General features: G+C 65.7%; 12 protein-coding genes and 1 other RNA gene. 5 read left to right on the top strand and 8 right to left on the bottom strand.

The window, feature by feature from the left end; all coding sequences use genetic code 11:
- Window positions 1-33: 33 nt before the first annotated feature.
- From ACIPY3_RS17675 to ACIPY3_RS17665, 3 genes are all read left to right on the top strand, one after another.
- Window positions 34-258, top strand: a complete 225-nt coding sequence (locus tag ACIPY3_RS17675; protein WP_400336251.1) for a hypothetical protein — start codon at window positions 34-36, stop codon at window positions 256-258.
- A 120-nt stretch (window positions 259-378) separates the two neighbouring features.
- Window positions 379-612 (top strand): hypothetical protein, encoded by a 234-nt coding sequence (locus ACIPY3_RS17670; protein WP_400336249.1) that lies wholly within the window; start codon window positions 379-381, stop codon window positions 610-612.
- Between the two features lie 113 nt (window positions 613-725).
- Window positions 726-1,169 (top strand): lipopolysaccharide assembly LapA domain-containing protein, encoded by a 444-nt coding sequence (locus ACIPY3_RS17665; protein WP_400336247.1) that lies wholly within the window; start codon window positions 726-728, stop codon window positions 1,167-1,169.
- Between the two features lie 107 nt (window positions 1,170-1,276).
- Here ACIPY3_RS17665 and ACIPY3_RS17660 read toward each other — a convergent pair whose 3' ends face one another.
- Together ACIPY3_RS17660 and ACIPY3_RS17655 are read right to left on the bottom strand one after the other, a co-directional pair.
- Window positions 1,277-1,576 (bottom strand): DUF4193 domain-containing protein, encoded by a 300-nt coding sequence (locus ACIPY3_RS17660; RefSeq protein WP_211713967.1) that lies wholly within the window; start codon window positions 1,574-1,576, stop codon window positions 1,277-1,279.
- 146 nt (window positions 1,577-1,722) lie between these two features.
- Window positions 1,723-4,218: a beta-glucosidase gene (locus tag ACIPY3_RS17655; protein WP_400336246.1), complete on the bottom strand. Its 2,496-nt coding sequence runs from the start codon at window positions 4,216-4,218 to the stop codon at window positions 1,723-1,725.
- Between the two features lie 102 nt (window positions 4,219-4,320).
- On the opposite strand from ACIPY3_RS17655, the gene ACIPY3_RS17650 reads away from it, so the two are divergent.
- Window positions 4,321-4,914: a TetR/AcrR family transcriptional regulator gene (locus ACIPY3_RS17650; protein ID WP_400336244.1), complete on the top strand. Its 594-nt coding sequence runs from the start codon at window positions 4,321-4,323 to the stop codon at window positions 4,912-4,914.
- Between the two features lie 227 nt (window positions 4,915-5,141).
- Here ACIPY3_RS17650 and ACIPY3_RS17645 read toward each other — a convergent pair whose 3' ends face one another.
- On the bottom strand, window positions 5,142-6,488 hold the full coding sequence (locus ACIPY3_RS17645) for an aspartate kinase (protein ID WP_397323637.1): 1,347 nt from the start codon (window positions 6,486-6,488) through the stop codon (window positions 5,142-5,144).
- 193 nt (window positions 6,489-6,681) lie between these two features.
- Here ACIPY3_RS17645 and ACIPY3_RS17640 point away from each other — a divergent pair, with 193 nt between their 5' ends.
- Window positions 6,682-7,791, top strand: coding sequence for a hypothetical protein (locus ACIPY3_RS17640; protein WP_400336242.1), 1,110 nt, complete (start codon window positions 6,682-6,684; stop codon window positions 7,789-7,791).
- A 6-nt stretch (window positions 7,792-7,797) separates the two neighbouring features.
- Here ACIPY3_RS17640 and recR read toward each other — a convergent pair whose 3' ends face one another.
- The 5 genes from recR to ACIPY3_RS17615 all read right to left on the bottom strand — a co-directional run bounded on the left by recR (window position 7,798) and on the right by ACIPY3_RS17615 (window position 13,699).
- Window positions 7,798-8,397: a recombination mediator RecR gene (recR, locus tag ACIPY3_RS17635; RefSeq protein WP_387434538.1), complete on the bottom strand. Its 600-nt coding sequence runs from the start codon at window positions 8,395-8,397 to the stop codon at window positions 7,798-7,800.
- Window positions 8,398-8,439: 42 nt separating this feature from the next.
- Window positions 8,440-11,964 carry a DNA polymerase III subunit gamma and tau gene (locus ACIPY3_RS17630; RefSeq protein ID WP_400336241.1) on the bottom strand — a complete coding sequence of 1,175 codons (3,525 nt, stop codon included), beginning with the start codon at window positions 11,962-11,964 and terminating at the stop codon, window positions 8,440-8,442.
- Window positions 11,965-11,997: 33 nt separating this feature from the next.
- Window positions 11,998-12,094: signal recognition particle sRNA small type (gene ffs / locus ACIPY3_RS17625), an RNA gene on the bottom strand.
- Between the two features lie 94 nt (window positions 12,095-12,188).
- Entirely contained in the window at window positions 12,189-12,986 is a 798-nt protein-coding gene (locus ACIPY3_RS17620; RefSeq protein ID WP_400336239.1) for a hypothetical protein, read from the bottom strand.
- A complete protein-coding gene (locus ACIPY3_RS17615; protein WP_400336237.1) occupies window positions 12,983-13,699 on the bottom strand; it encodes an ABC transporter ATP-binding protein in 717 nt (238 codons plus the stop codon). The genes ACIPY3_RS17620 and ACIPY3_RS17615 overlap by 4 nt, the downstream gene beginning before the upstream one ends.
- Window positions 13,700-13,717 lie beyond the last annotated feature (18 nt).

The following is a 13,717-nucleotide window of genomic DNA, read 5'->3' as shown; positions in this document are numbered from 1 at the left end:
GTCGAAAAGTCTAACTGAAGGAGTCGATCGCCAGTGGCCCAGGAAACCTTCGCCCGGAAGTTCATGCGCGCAACGGGCAAGCTGCGGGTAATCTTCGGTCCGGCGCACAGCAGCTCCCTCGACCACGAGATGACCGAGGAGAACCGTCGCCTCCTGGCACAACGGCAAGCCGAGACGCAGCAGTGGGAAACCATTCGACGGCCGGACGGCAGCACATACGTGGTGCCCCTGAATCCGGAGGACAAGTCGCTTCGCTGACAGGCATCCCGGTTTCGGATCCAGCGCCTTTTCCTGCCGCCGGGCGTAAAATTGGCTCACTGGTACGGCGCTCACCGGACCTGCCGTTTTTCATTTTCCTGTGGAGGGGAGGTGGAAGATATGGGACGCAAGTTGGAAGGCTTCCAGCATGTGACCGAGAGGCTGCAGTTCGTTTTCGGCCCCGCGACGCACGGGGACACGGACTCGCCTGTGGTGCACAAGCACGATGATTTTGAGACTGCCTCCGAGGAAGACCTCAAGCACTTCGATGTCGAAACGGATTCCGAAGGGCACCACTACGCGGTCCGGAACGATGACCCCGGGCCAACGAGTACCGATTACAGCATGAAATGACCAGAAGGGAGGTTCCGGTTCGCGCGGACCGGAACCTCTCCTTTCGCGTTTCCATCAGCATGCTTATTATTAGATGGCAGGGTCATGAACCGGCTGGGACAAGGGGGCCACGCATGAGTTTTCAGGATGACGCCGCGGCCGGTGCCGCGGGTATGCCGGCAGAAACGGGACCAGCCCCCAGTGAAGCGCCACGGCGAGCTGTGCCTCCCAACGCTGTGGGATCGAACGGCGTGGAATCCCGGCGGCCGACCCGCACGGCCGCTGTGTGGGCGGCGGTGGCAGTGGGGCTGGTGGTGCTGGTCCTGCTGATTGTCTTTTTCGTACAGAACCAAGACCGGGTGACCGTGCGGTTCTTCGGGCTGGAAGGATCCTTGGCCCTCGGGACCACCCTGTTCATCGCCGCAGTGGGCGGTGGAGTCCTGGTGGCCCTCGCTGGTGGCGCGCGGATCCTCCAGTTGAGGATTGCCAATCACCGCCGGCAGCGGGCGGTTGGGGCTCCTGGCCGGCCCGTCGGGGGTCCCGGCGGGACCGTGGACGGCCCGGGCTCGGGGGCCTGATCGATTAAACGCGGAAGGACCGGAGCAGGTGCTCCGGTCCTTCCGCAGTTAAATCCCGACGGCGGCACTCCCTGACGACGATCAGACCGCCCGGGTGGTGGGTCGTCTTAGCCTTCGCAGTCAGTGCAGTAGGCGACGCCATCCTTTTCGCGCGCAATCTGCGAACGGTGGCGGACCAGGAAGCACGAGTTGCAGGTGAACTCGTCGCTTGCCTGCGGGATGACCTGGATGACGAGTTCCTCGGCGACGATTTCGCCGCCGGGGCCGTTGGCGTCAAGGCCATCGGTCTCGTCGAGTTCCAGCACAACGCTCTTGGCTGTAGGGGCGCTGGCGGACTGGAGCGCCTGGAGGGACTGCTCCTGGTTTTCTTTGACGTCTGTGCGGAGTTCGTCGTAATCGGCTGCCACTTGTTTTCTTGCCTCTTCAGATAGGGGAGTTACGGCTATGCAACGTACAGCATGCCATGAAAATTCCATACCATACCGTAAAGAAGCTACATGTGGGGAAAACCACGGTAATGAAGGTCCCCAAAGTGGCAGCGGTCACGGCGGATTCAGCGCAGTTCGATCTCCAATTCCTGGAAGTCGTCAGCCGAGTGGCGACCCACCAGCAGGGTGAACGTGCCCGGCTCAAACTGCCAGCCGCCGTCGTAATGGGCGAAAGCCTTGGCTGGAATCCTCACCTCGACGCTGTCCGTGCCGGCCGGGGCCAGATGCGTCCCTGCGTATCCTGCCAGCCAGCGGACTGGGCGTTCCACGGAGGAATCCTTGCGGGCCAGGTACACCTGGACCACTTCGCGGCCGGTGCGGGTGCCCGTGTTCTTCACCGGGACGTGCACCACCACATCCTTGCCGGCGGGGACGCACTGCGGAGCGTGGGCCTTGCCGAGTTCGATCGTGGTGTAGCCCAGGCCGAAACCGAACGGCAACGCAGGAGCGGCACCACCCTCTGCCTGCTGCTTGAGCCAGGCGCGGTAGCCCACGTGGATGCCCTCGGAGTAGACCACTTTTCCGTCCACTGGGGTGGTGTTGAGGACGGGCACGTCTTCCAGTGCGGCGGGCCAGGTGGTAGGGAGGCGGCCGCCGGGCTCCTCGTTGCCCAGCAGGATGTCCGCGATGGCGTGGCCGAACTCCTGGCCGCCGAACCAGCCCAGGAGCACGGCGCTCACATCGTCCAGCCACGGCATGAGGACCGGTGAACCCGAGTTCACCACCACCACAGTGCGTGGATTGGCGGCGGCAACGGCTGCCACGAGCTCATTCTGGTGTCCGGGGAGGTCAAGGTTCTTCCGGTCGAAGCCCTCGGATTCGATGGCTGCGTTGGTGCCCACCACCACCACGGCCACGTCCGCAGCCTTGGCGGAAGCAGCTGCGGCATCAATCTCGGCCTGCGGGTCCTCCACCACGGTTTCCTCACCCAGGAGGATGGCCGTGAACGGGATGACCTGCTGCTTCGGCAACTGGTACTCGGCCTCGATCCGGACCACCTCGCCGGCAGCTGCCTGGATGGCGTGGACCGTCTTGGGCGGATCGAACAGGGCGGCGCCGAGGACATCGGTATCGTCCTCAAGCTCGCTGTTGAACACTTCCTCGCCGTTCAAGGCAAAGCTGATCTGGCCCACCGTCCCGATTCCCAAGTGGTGGATACCCGAGCTCTCCGCAGTCCAGTCGGTCTCCATGCGGATGGTTGCGGCGCCTTCGGGGATGCCGATGCCGAACCAAATGAGGTGCGTAGCCAGCCGGTCCTCGCCCGAAATCACCGCGCCATCCGCGTCCAGGAAGGTGACCCGGATGCCCGGAACGTTGGAAACCGGATTGTGGATTGCCGTGCGGGGGAAGGCCTGGAGGCCTTCGGCTACCTTGGCGCCACGCGAGTAGGTGACCTGGACGCCGTCGGGCAGTCCTTTCCTGAGCCCTTCCAAAGGTGAGACGGTGTCCTTGGGCATGACCGTGGCGCTGCCGCCACCCTGCGTGCGGGCTTCATCCGCATTGTGGCCAATGACGGCCACGCTCGTGAGCTGCGTGGAGTCCAGCGGGAGGATGCCCTGGTTACGGACCAGCACGGCGCCGCGCGTTGCTACTTCACGTGCGACGGCGGCACCGTTCAGTTCGGCTGGCGGCGTGGTGACAGCGGGCGTGAAGCCTTCGAGGGAGCCCACGCGTGCCGCCAGGCGCAGGATGCGGGTGACCTTTTCCAGGATGGCTTCGCGGCTGACCTTTCCCGCGTTGATGGCGGCCAGGAGCTTGGGGCCCCAGTGGCCTACGGGGCCGGGCATTTCCAGGTCCTGGTGGGCGTTCGCGGCCTCAACCGAGCGGACGCCGGTCCAGTCGGAAACAACGACGCCGTCGAATCCCCATTCTGTGGAGAGCGGGGTCTCGAGAAGCTTGTTCTCGCTGGCGGTGGTTCCGTTGATGGAGTTGTAGGAGCTCATCACCAGCCACGAACGGGCCTCGGTGATGGCGTCCTCGAAGGCCGCGAGGTACAGCTCGCGAAGGGGACGCTCGTCCACCACGGAGTCGGCCGTGAAGCGGTCCGTTTCGGCCTCGTTGGCGATGTAGTGCTTGGGTGTGGCGCCTACACCCATGGACTGCACGCCTTCCACATATCCGGCGGCGATGGTGGCCGTAAGCCGGGGGTCCTCGCTCATGCATTCAAAGTGGCGTCCGCCCAGTGGGGAGCGGTGCAGGTTGATGGTGGGGCCCAGAACGGCGTGCACACCCTTGCGGCGGGCTTCCTGGCCCAGGACCTGGCCGTAGCGGCGGGCTGTTTCGACGCTCCACGTGGCGGACAGCGCCGAGGATGAGGGCAGGGAAATGGAGTCGTGACGCTCATCGAAGTCCTCGCCGCGGACACCCGCGGGACCATCGGACATCACGATGCGGCTCAGGCCAATCTCCGGGATGGCGTGGGTGGACCACACATCGGCTCCGGTCAGCAACTGCACCTGCTGTTCAAGGGACAGACTCTGCGCCAATTCGCGGATGCGCGCCTCGGCATCGGGCGAACCGGCGGTCGGGGTGGTCACTGCCGGGGAGAGGGCGGGGTTCATGACTTGACTCCTTTGTGCTTCGTGGACCTCTGCTTTCACTGTACCCGTCAAAACCGAGTCTGACTAGATTTTTATGAGAGGACGGTGAAATACACTGAACCAATGTCAACTTCGAAGACGCGCGGCCAGTATGCAAAAGGTGCGGAGCGTCGGGAACAGATCATCCAGACTGCCACCGATGTTTTTGCCACCGAGGGGTTCGAAGGGACCGCGCTCAAACGCGTCGCAGAGTTGGTCGGAGTCCGGGAAGCCACGCTGTTCCACTACTTCAAGGGCAAGCAGGAGTTGCTCACTGCTGTCCTGGCCGAGAGGGACCGCCGCTCCGTTGCCGTGAGCGGAGAGTCCGAGGTGGGGGTCCGTCTCATGGCCCCCATCGCTGAACGGAACCGTCGCGAGCCCGGATTGACGACGCTCTACGCCGTCGCTTCCGCCACCGCCAACGATCCCGGGCATGACTCCCACGGCTACTTCAAGGAGCGCTACCAGAACGTGGTTCGCGAGGTCAGCGAGGACATTGCCCGACGCCAGCGGGACGGCGAGGTCAGGGTGGACGTGGATTCCCTGACGCTTGCCCGGCTGGTCATCGCCGCCTTCGACGGGCTGCAGCTCCAGTGGCTCTATGACAAGGACGTGGACATGGCGGAGGGGCTCCGGAAGCTGGTAGACGTGCTGCTGGCCCCTGACGGGTCCGCCTAGCACTCCTCCCGGCCGTGCCGCCACCACCGACTTTGAACGGGGCAAACCAGGAGAGGCCTGAAAACGCGGCGTGTCCAGCGGGGCCGGTCCCAAAGTGGGTCGTGGCGGTACGCCTCTGGGGTGGCAAACCCGCTACAAAACGCCGAAGGACCGGAGCGCTTGCTCCGGTCCTTCGAGCGCACGACGGCGGCAGTCGCCGTCGTGCGTTTGCGTTGCTTTCGCTGGGGTCAGCGGCCGGTGCCGCCGTAGACGGTAGCTTCCGCTTCGCCGTCGAGCTCAAAGGCGTTGTGGATGGCGATGACAGCTGCGTCCAGCTTGTCGGCACTGGTGACCACGGAGATGCGGATTTCCGAGGTGGAGATCATGTCGATGTTGATCCCGGCGTCGGAGAGGGCCTTGAAGAAGGTGGCCGAAACGCCCGGGTGCGAACGCATGCCGGCGCCGATCAGGGAGAGCTTGCCAACGTTCTCGTTGTACTCGATGCTTTCGAAGCCGATCTGGCCCTCGGCAGCGCGCAGTGCGGTCAGGGCGTCGGCGCCTTCGACGATCGGCAGGGTGAACGAAATGTCCGTGCGGCCCGTGCCGTGGGTGGAGACGTTCTGGACGATCATGTCGATGTTCGAGTGGGCATCGGCAATGACCTGGAAGATCGCTGCGGCCTTGCCGGGGATGTCAGGAACGCCGACTACGGTGACCTTGGCTTCGGACCGGTCGTGCGCAACGCCGGAGATGATTGGCTGCTCCAAGGCAACTCCCTCTTGAATGTTGAACTTTTCGTCGGCGCCCGGAATGACCCAGGTGCCTTCGTGGTGGCTGAATGAAGAACGGACGTGCAGCGGCACACCGAAGCGGCGTGCGTATTCGACGCAGCGCAGGTGCAGGATCTTGGCACCGGAAGCGGCAAGTTCAAGCATTTCCTCGCTGGAGATGCGGTCGATCTTCTGTGCCGAGGACACAACGCGGGGATCAGCGGTGTAAATGCCGTCAACGTCCGTGTAGATCTCGCACACATCAGCCTCGAGGGCAGCTGCCAAAGCGACGGCAGTGGTGTCCGAACCGCCGCGGCCCAGGGTGGTGATCTCATTGGTGCTGCGGCTCATGCCCTGGAAGCCGGCCACGATCGCAATGTGGCCCTTGTCCAAGGCGGTGCGGATGCGGTGCGGGTCCACGTCGATGATCCGGGCCTTGCCGTGGATACCGTCGGTGATCATGCCGGCCTGCGAGCCCGTGAAGGACTGGGCAGAGGCACCGAACTTATTAATGGCCATGGCAAGCAGTGCCATGGAAATGCGCTCACCGGCAGACAACAGCATGTCCATTTCGCGGGCGGGCGCAGAATCAGTGACCTGCGCTGCGAGGTCCAGGAGCTCGTCGGTGGTGTCGCCCATGGCGGAAACAACAACCACAACCTCGTTGCCGGCTTTCTGTGCGTCCACGACGCGCTGGGCCACACGCTTGATGCCATCAGCGTCGGCGACCGAGGAACCGCCGAACTTCTGAACGATCAGCTGCTTGGTAATGGCAGCCCCGTCAGGGAGCTCTTCGATTTTCACTTCGGTAGTGGGCATAGTCATGCGCGCACCCTCACTGCATCAATAGGGTTCGAACGCGGCACGCACCAATTTGCGCACGCCCGCGTAGCTTATTTGGAAAGTTTATCGCCGCGGACTGTCCGCATAGGAATTGTGACCAAATGGCGGTTAAGCTGGGCGTTTCGGCAAGGCAACACCCGGCGTACCATCCACTTTATGACGCTAGCGAGCACCCGTGGGCAAGGTTCCTGAGGAGCCGGTGGCCCGCCCCGGGCAGGACTCCACGCAGGGCAGCGATTCCGATTATGAACTGATCGGTGGCAGCGGCGTGATCGACGACCGTTTCCCGCACCGCGAAGACGTGGTCGATGACGAGCCGAGCCCTCCCAGGCCCGGTCCCATGGCCGTGATGCTTGACGCGGCCTGGACTGCGTGGGGTGAAGCTCGGGCATCATTCGGGTCGGCGTGGTTCTGGCTGGCCTGCGGACTCGGAATCCTGGCCTCCTGGGGCCTCGCGGCGGGCCTCATCGCTTTCGGGGAGTCCAATGCTTGGTTTTCGACGCCGGTTGCCGCAGCTGTGTACCTGGTCATGGGCGCGTGGCTGGCCATTGCCGCAGCTGTCCTGGGCGCGGTGTGGGGCTTTCGACGCGCAGCGTCGCGCTTCCTCATCGCACTCATGGTGGGACTCCTGCGCGGTGCTGCGTTCGCCGTGCCGGCCGGGATCGTCCTTGCCCTGGTGGGCGCCGGCAGCGGTGGGCCGATCGCGATGGCGGGTGCCGCCGTCGTGGTCGCCGCCGTGGAAGTGGCGCTGTTCGGGCTCATGGGGGCGGGCCTCAGGGCATGCTTTGCCAGTGTGGCTCCCGGGGCCATTCTGCTGGGATTGCTGCTGGTGTTCTTTGGCGCCGGCAACTTTGTGCTCACCGTCCTGCTGCTCCCGTCCACCATGTCAGTGGAGCAGGCTTCCGTTCCGGTGAACGTGGAACGCGACGATGCCGGCCGGATCACTGCCTACGAGTGCGTGGGACAGTTGCACTCGGTGGAGGTTGCGCACACGGACAGGGTGGCGTGGATCGCCGCCAGCAACCCGGCCATGGTTTTCGGAAGCGTGGCGGCCGGATCAATGACGCAAGACAACGAACTCGCCTGGGTACTGTCTGGTCTGCAGTGGGCAGCCGACGGCCCCCAGCGCGACGTGCCGTGCCTTGGCGGCGAATCCAGCGACGGGCTGCCGCCCACCCTGCCCGTTGCCGTCACGGGACTGGCGCTCCAAAGCGCGGTGGCTGCGTCAGTGTATGTGCCAGGACGGTTGGCGCAGTCCAGGCGTCCGCCGTCAGCGGGGGTTTAAAGCCGTCTATGCCAAAGCGTTGCGGCGACCCTCGAACGCGCGGCCGAGTGTTACCTCATCGGCGTACTCAAGGTCTCCGCCCACGGGCAGGCCGGACGCAAGCCGGGTCACGGCGATCCCGATCGTCTTCAACATGCGGGCCAAGTACGTTGCCGTGGCCTCGCCTTCAAGGTTGGGGTCCGTGGCAATGATGATCTCCTGGATGGCGCCATCATTAAGGCGGGTCAGGAGCTCGCGGATCCTCAACTGTTCAGGGCCCACGCCCGCGATCGGATTAATCGCGCCGCCCAGCACGTGGTACCGGCCGCGGAAGGTGCGGGTACGCTCGACGGCCAGGACATCCTTGGACTCTTCCACCACGCAGATCACCGAGGGATCCCGGCGCGGATCGCGGCAGATGTTGCACGTCTCCTGCTCGGTCACGTTGAAGCAGACCGAGCAGAACTTCACCCGCTCCTTGACCGTGGTGATGGCAGCCACCAGCCGCTTCATGTCCTCGGGGTCTGCCTCAAGGATGTGGAACGCCAGGCGCTGCGCCGATTTGGGGCCCACGCCGGGAAGCCGGCCGAGCTCGTCAATCAGCTCTTGAACTGCACCTTCGTACACAATTTCCTCGTTCGTTTAGTTGCTTGCGGGCTGAGTGCACCGTCAGCGCTGGTGGAGGGGCGAGCCGTCCAAGGCCCGTTCCTCGATCAGCTTTCCGCCCAGAATACGCTCCACGGCGGCCCGCCCAAACACCCGTGATTCCTCGATGGTTTCGTCTTCCGGGCTCGGGATGTCCTCAGCCGTGGGTTCTTGCTGGACCTGCGTGCGGGCGGGCGCCTGGACACGACCCATCTGGGCTTCCGGGCTGTTGGTCAGCCGCTGATACAGGCTCTGCTTGACCGGCCTTCCCGACGGCGCACCCTCCTCCAGCGTCGCGACGGAGCCTCGCGCTTCCTGGGGCACAGCTGACGCTGCTGTTGAGGGCCATGCGGCGGGGGCTGGGGCTTGTGCGCCGGCAGTTCCGGGCCAGTCCGACGCCGGTGCGACGTCCCAGCCGGACGGTCCGGTCTGTTCGCCACTGGTTGGGCGGCCGTACTCCGCGGTGTCCGGGACCTGCGCGGCTGCCGGTTCGTAGTCCGGGACGCTGGCCGGTGCTGCTTCCTCGGCCGGCTGGGTGGACTTGGCGCCGACGTTGGATTCCGTGCCGACCACCCACGTGCCCGGGGCGTGCTCGACGGCCCGGGACCACGGGTCCTGGGAGGTGTCCGGTGGGGTGGTGGTGCTGTTGGGGCCTGTGGTTTTGCTGGTATCAGCGCCGCCGTGGTTGGTGGTTCCGGCGCCAGGGGTGCTTGGCCGGTTTGGCGCCGGGACAGGGTTTGCCTGACCAGCGTGTGACTGACCGGTGTGTGACTGACCGGCGTTTGCCTGGCGGGTGTTGGTTGCTGCGGACTGTTTCGTCGTGGGGGAGCCGTAGCGCGGGGACGGCTCCCAATCCATCGGCGGTTCCTCGTCCAGGGGCGGGGCATCCTCATCCAGAGGGGGACCCCAATCGTCGTCGGGGTAGGAGTAATCGCCTGCCGACTCCGGGATGGAGGGCTGTGCCGTGGGCGCCTGTGTGGTTTCGTGCGAACCGGGGGTGTTCGGCCCGCCGGAGGAGGCTGGTGCGGCCTCCTCCGCGGCGTTACCCGTGTGGGCTGTGCCATGGTCGCTTGAGGGTGGGCCACTGACGCTTGAGGGTTGGGCGCTGCTTGCCGGAGTGGCGGTGGTGCGCGTGTCCGGGGCAGCCTGGCGGCCGGCATCGGCAAAGCCGATGTGGCTGGGCACGGCGGGGCTGGGGTTGGCAGGGCTGGGCACGGCGGGGCTGGGCGCGGCGGGGCTGGGCGCGGCGGGGCTGGGCTCGGCAGTGGCGGCGGGGCCGGGGTTGGTCGTGCCGGTGTGGTTCGGCTCTGCAGCGGGGTCGGGGTTGGGCGCGTGGATGCCGCCCGGCTCAGGCAGGTTGCTGCCGCCGCGTGCGGGAGGCTTGCTGCCAGTTGGGGTGCCTGCGCCTGCCGGCGCCAGACCCCAGGCCGTATCTACGGCCGAGACGGCGCTGGGCGTCGACGGTGCAGTGGGAGGCGTCGGCGCAGGTGCTTGTGCCGGCGCAGGTGCTTGTCCCGGCGCAGACGCCGGCCCCGGAGCAGGCGGAGCCGGGGTTTCCCGGCTAGTAGGCGCTTTTGGGTTTGGCTCAGAGCTCGCTGAGCTGTTGCCGCCAGCGACTGCCACGATCTGGCAGTCGATGCCGATGGTTTTATGGATCGCCTGTCGAAGGTTCTCCGAATGGTCGGCACGGCCGAAGGCTCCCGCGAGGCCGCCTGTGGTGAAGGCGAGCGTCAGGACCTGGCCGTCGAACTGGGCAACCTGGGCATTGGGTTCCACGAGGGCCCACGTGCTGCGCTTGATCTTGGTCAAGGTTTGCAGGACTTCAGGCCACGCACGACGAAGAGCCTCGACGTCCCCGGCACCGGTGGGTGCGTTTGCGGGTGGCGGTGTTTGTGCCGTTGGTGGGGTGGCGGTGCGGGACTGATCAGCTGGTGGTGTTGAGCCTGCACCGGGGGTGTTGCTGCCGTGGGGGTACCCGCCCTGCACGGCCGCACCTGCGGTTTCCTGCGTGGGGCGCGCCGTAGACGCCGTCCGGTCTTCCACGGGCCAGTCGTTGGTGGATACCCGGGGAGCGGTGAGCGGGGAACGGGATTCCGAGTTGGCTGGCTGTGCCGGGGCCGACGGCGCTGCGGATTGCTGTGCCGGTGCCGGCTGCTCCGCCGGGGCCGATGGGGCTTGAGTGGACGGACCCGGCTGCTGTGCAGCCTGGGCCTGAGAAGCCTGCGCCTGGGAAGCGGGGCGCGCTGACGGCGCAGGCGCTGCCTGCTGCGGTTCAGGTGCCGCTGGCAGGACGCCGGACCCAGCGTTGCCTGCCGACGCGGCGGAAGCAGCCCCAACAGCGGGTGCCGTGGCGGCGGGAGCGGGAGTCCCGGCGTCGCCCGCGTAGTTAAGGCGACGTTCCACGCGGTCGATGCGCGCGGCAATTCCCCGCTCCGTCTGCTCGGAACTGGGCAACAGGATGCGGGCGCAGAGCAGTTCCAGGTGCAAGCGCGGGGAGGTGGCGCCGGTCATCTCGGTAAGGGCGGTGTTGGTGACGTCCGCGGCCCGGGAGAGCTCGGCGGCGCCCAGGTTGGTTGCCTGGTTGCGCATGCGGGCGATCTGGTCCTCGGGCATGCCACGGAGGATTGCCTGGGCGCTCTCCGGCATGGCCTGGACGATGATGAGATCGCGGAACCGCTCCAGCAGGTCCTCGACGAAGCGCCGGGGATCATGGCCGGTTTGGATCACGCGGTCCACGGCGCGGAACACTGTTGCCGCGTCTGCGGCGGCGACGGCATCAACGACGTCGTCCAGCAGCGAAGCGTGGGTGTAACCGAGGAGGGCCACCGCGAGTTCGTAGTCAAGGCCGTTGGGTCCGGCGCCGGCCATGAGCTGGTCCAGGACGGACAACGAGTCACGGACGGAACCGCCGCCGGCCCGGATCACGAGCGACAGGACACCCGGGGCCACCGGGACGTTCTCCTGGTGGCACAACAGTTCCAGGTACTTCATGAGCGGCTCGGGCGGCACCAAACGGAACGGGTAGTGGTGCGTCCGGGAGCGGATGGTCCCGATGACCTTGTCAGGTTCCGTAGTGGCGAAGATGAACTTGATGTGTTCCGGCGGCTCTTCGACGATCTTGAGCAAAGCGTTGAACCCGGCGGACGTGACCATGTGGGCCTCGTCGATGATGAAGATCTTGTAGCGGTCGCGGACCGGGGCGAACGTAGCGCGCTCGCGGAGATCCCGGGCGTCGTCCACGCCACCGTGGCTGGCGGCGTCGATCTCGATGACGTCCAGGGAACCCGATCCGCCGCGGGCCAGCTCAACGCAGCTGGGGCATGTGCCGCAGGGGGTATCGGTGGGACCCTCGGCGCAGTTCAGGCAACGGGCCAGGATGCGCGCGGAGGTGGTCTTGCCGCAGCCGCGGGGACCGGAGAAGAGGTAGGCGTGGTTGACGCGGTTCTTGCGCAGCGCCGTCATCAACGGCTCCGTGACGTGTTCCTGCCCAATAACGTCCGCGAACGAGTCCGGGCGGTAGCGTCGGTACAGGGCAGTTGTAACAGTCACAGGGGAAACCTACCTATAGGGACTGACATTTAAATAAGAGACCCCTCATGCACCCGCCAGAGCCCATCTACCCTTGCTACCTTCCGGTCCTGGGGGAGTTCAACAGGATGACGCCACATGAGGGGCCGTCGACAAGCTTACCCGAACTTACTTCGGGGTTCGAATCGGCTGGTGAGGGGTGTGGAAAACGCCCGACGGTGGGTGGCGGCGTGCCGCTGTACCGGCTAGTTCCGGACGTCCCGGGCCACGAACTTCCAGCCGGCCAGCAGAAGCAAACCGACCGTCCAGGCAGCAGTTGCAGTGGCCGCCACGGGAAGCCCGAGGGCAGCGTTCGGGAACGAACCGGTGACCAAACCGGCGTCGAACAATTGGACTCCGGCGATGGTTGGCAGGTACGCAAGGGCGGGCCCCAGAAGGAGCAGCATCAGCGAGAGCTGGGACAGGACGATCAGCAGGAACAGGGGGATCAAGCCCTGCCTCAGCAGGATGCCCAGCGAGAAGCCGATCAACGCCGACGCATCCCAGAACGCGATGGCGCCCAGCCAGCGGAAAACCAACTCTGCCGGAAAGCCGCCGTCCAACACGGACAATTCACCGATGGCCGCCTGCGACAACAAGCTCAACAAGGGGATGGTCACCAAACCGAGTCCGGTGGTGAACAGCATCAAAGCCGCACACTTGGCTCCGTACAGGCGCCAACGTTGGGGGACTGCCACCATGCTGGAACGCAACTGCCCTGAGACGAACTCGCTGCTCGCTGAAATGACTCCGATGACGATGATCCCGATGAGGCCAAGCGCCACCCAGTCGAAGCCGACGGTCGCCGGGCTTGCGCCAGGTGCCAGGTCCGGATCGTGGCGCCGGAGCCCTTCCGCCACCGGCCCCGCTTGTGACCACCCAATGAGGACGACGACGGCGAAAGTCACCAGGGCGCTGATCCACACCGCCCGCAGCGTGATGAGTTTCGTCAGTTCCGAGACCAGGAGCCGGGGACGGCTCCTGGCGATGGCGGGCGCACTCACGATGCACGTCCCAGCGCTGGGTTGCCGGTCAGCCCGAAGTACGCCGACTCGAGGTCCGGGTAGCCCGCAACCAGGTCTGGAACACTGCCCGAACGCACAATACGGCCCTGGGAGATGACCACTACGTGATCTGCCATGTGCTCCACCTCGTTGATGAGGTGGCTCGAGAGCAGGACGGTCTTGCCCGCCTCGGCGAGGCTGCGCAGGAGCATGCGGATCCAGCGGATGCCGTCAGGATCCAGACCGTTGGTTGGCTCGTCGAGGACCACGATCCGGGGATCGCCCAGAAGGGCCGCTGCGATTCCAAGCCGCTGGCCCATCCCCAGGGAGTACTTGCCAACGCGTTTCCCGGCCGCGTCCTTAAGGCCTACCAATTCAAGGACCTCAGGGATGCGCGAGGTGGGGATGCCGTTGGACTGGGCCATCCAGGTGAGATGGGCGCGTGCGGTGCGGCCCTTGTGCGCGCCGGAGCCATCGAACTGTGCACCGATGGTCCACAGGGGCGAGGCGAAGTCCCGGTAGGGCTTTCCCTCGATCAGCGCCGATCCGCTGTCCTCGCGGTCCAGCCCCAGGAGCAGCCGGAACGTGGTGGACTTTCCCGCGCCGTTGGGTCCAAGGAAAGCCGTTACCTTTCCCGGCTCGGCCGTCAGCGTGACATCTTCTATGCCGGCCGATTTCCCGTAACGCTTGCACAGGTTCTTGATTTCAATCACTGGATTCTTCTCCCTTGG

Origin of the sequence: Paenarthrobacter sp. NPDC089714, assembly GCF_044748905.1 — a bacterium.
Classification (GTDB): domain Bacteria; phylum Actinomycetota; class Actinomycetes; order Actinomycetales; family Micrococcaceae; genus Arthrobacter.
This window is presented reverse-complemented; position numbering and strand designations above follow the sequence as displayed.

What these genes read in the sequence shown, in the direction of transcription:
- ACIPY3_RS17670 (WP_400336249.1), top strand. Translation starts at nt 379, where the DNA reads ATGGGACGCAAGTTGGAAGGCTTCCAGCATGTGACCGAGAGGCTGCAG.
- ACIPY3_RS17665 (WP_400336247.1), top strand. Translation starts at nt 726, where the DNA reads ATGAGTTTTCAGGATGACGCCGCGGCCGGTGCCGCGGGTATGCCGGCA.
- ACIPY3_RS17655 (WP_400336246.1), bottom strand. Translation starts at nt 4,218, where the DNA reads ATGAACCCCGCCCTCTCCCCGGCAGTGACCACCCCGACCGCCGGTTCG.
- ACIPY3_RS17650 (WP_400336244.1), top strand. Translation starts at nt 4,321, where the DNA reads ATGTCAACTTCGAAGACGCGCGGCCAGTATGCAAAAGGTGCGGAGCGT.
- ACIPY3_RS17645 (WP_397323637.1), bottom strand. Translation starts at nt 6,488, where the DNA reads ATGACTATGCCCACTACCGAAGTGAAAATCGAAGAGCTCCCTGACGGG.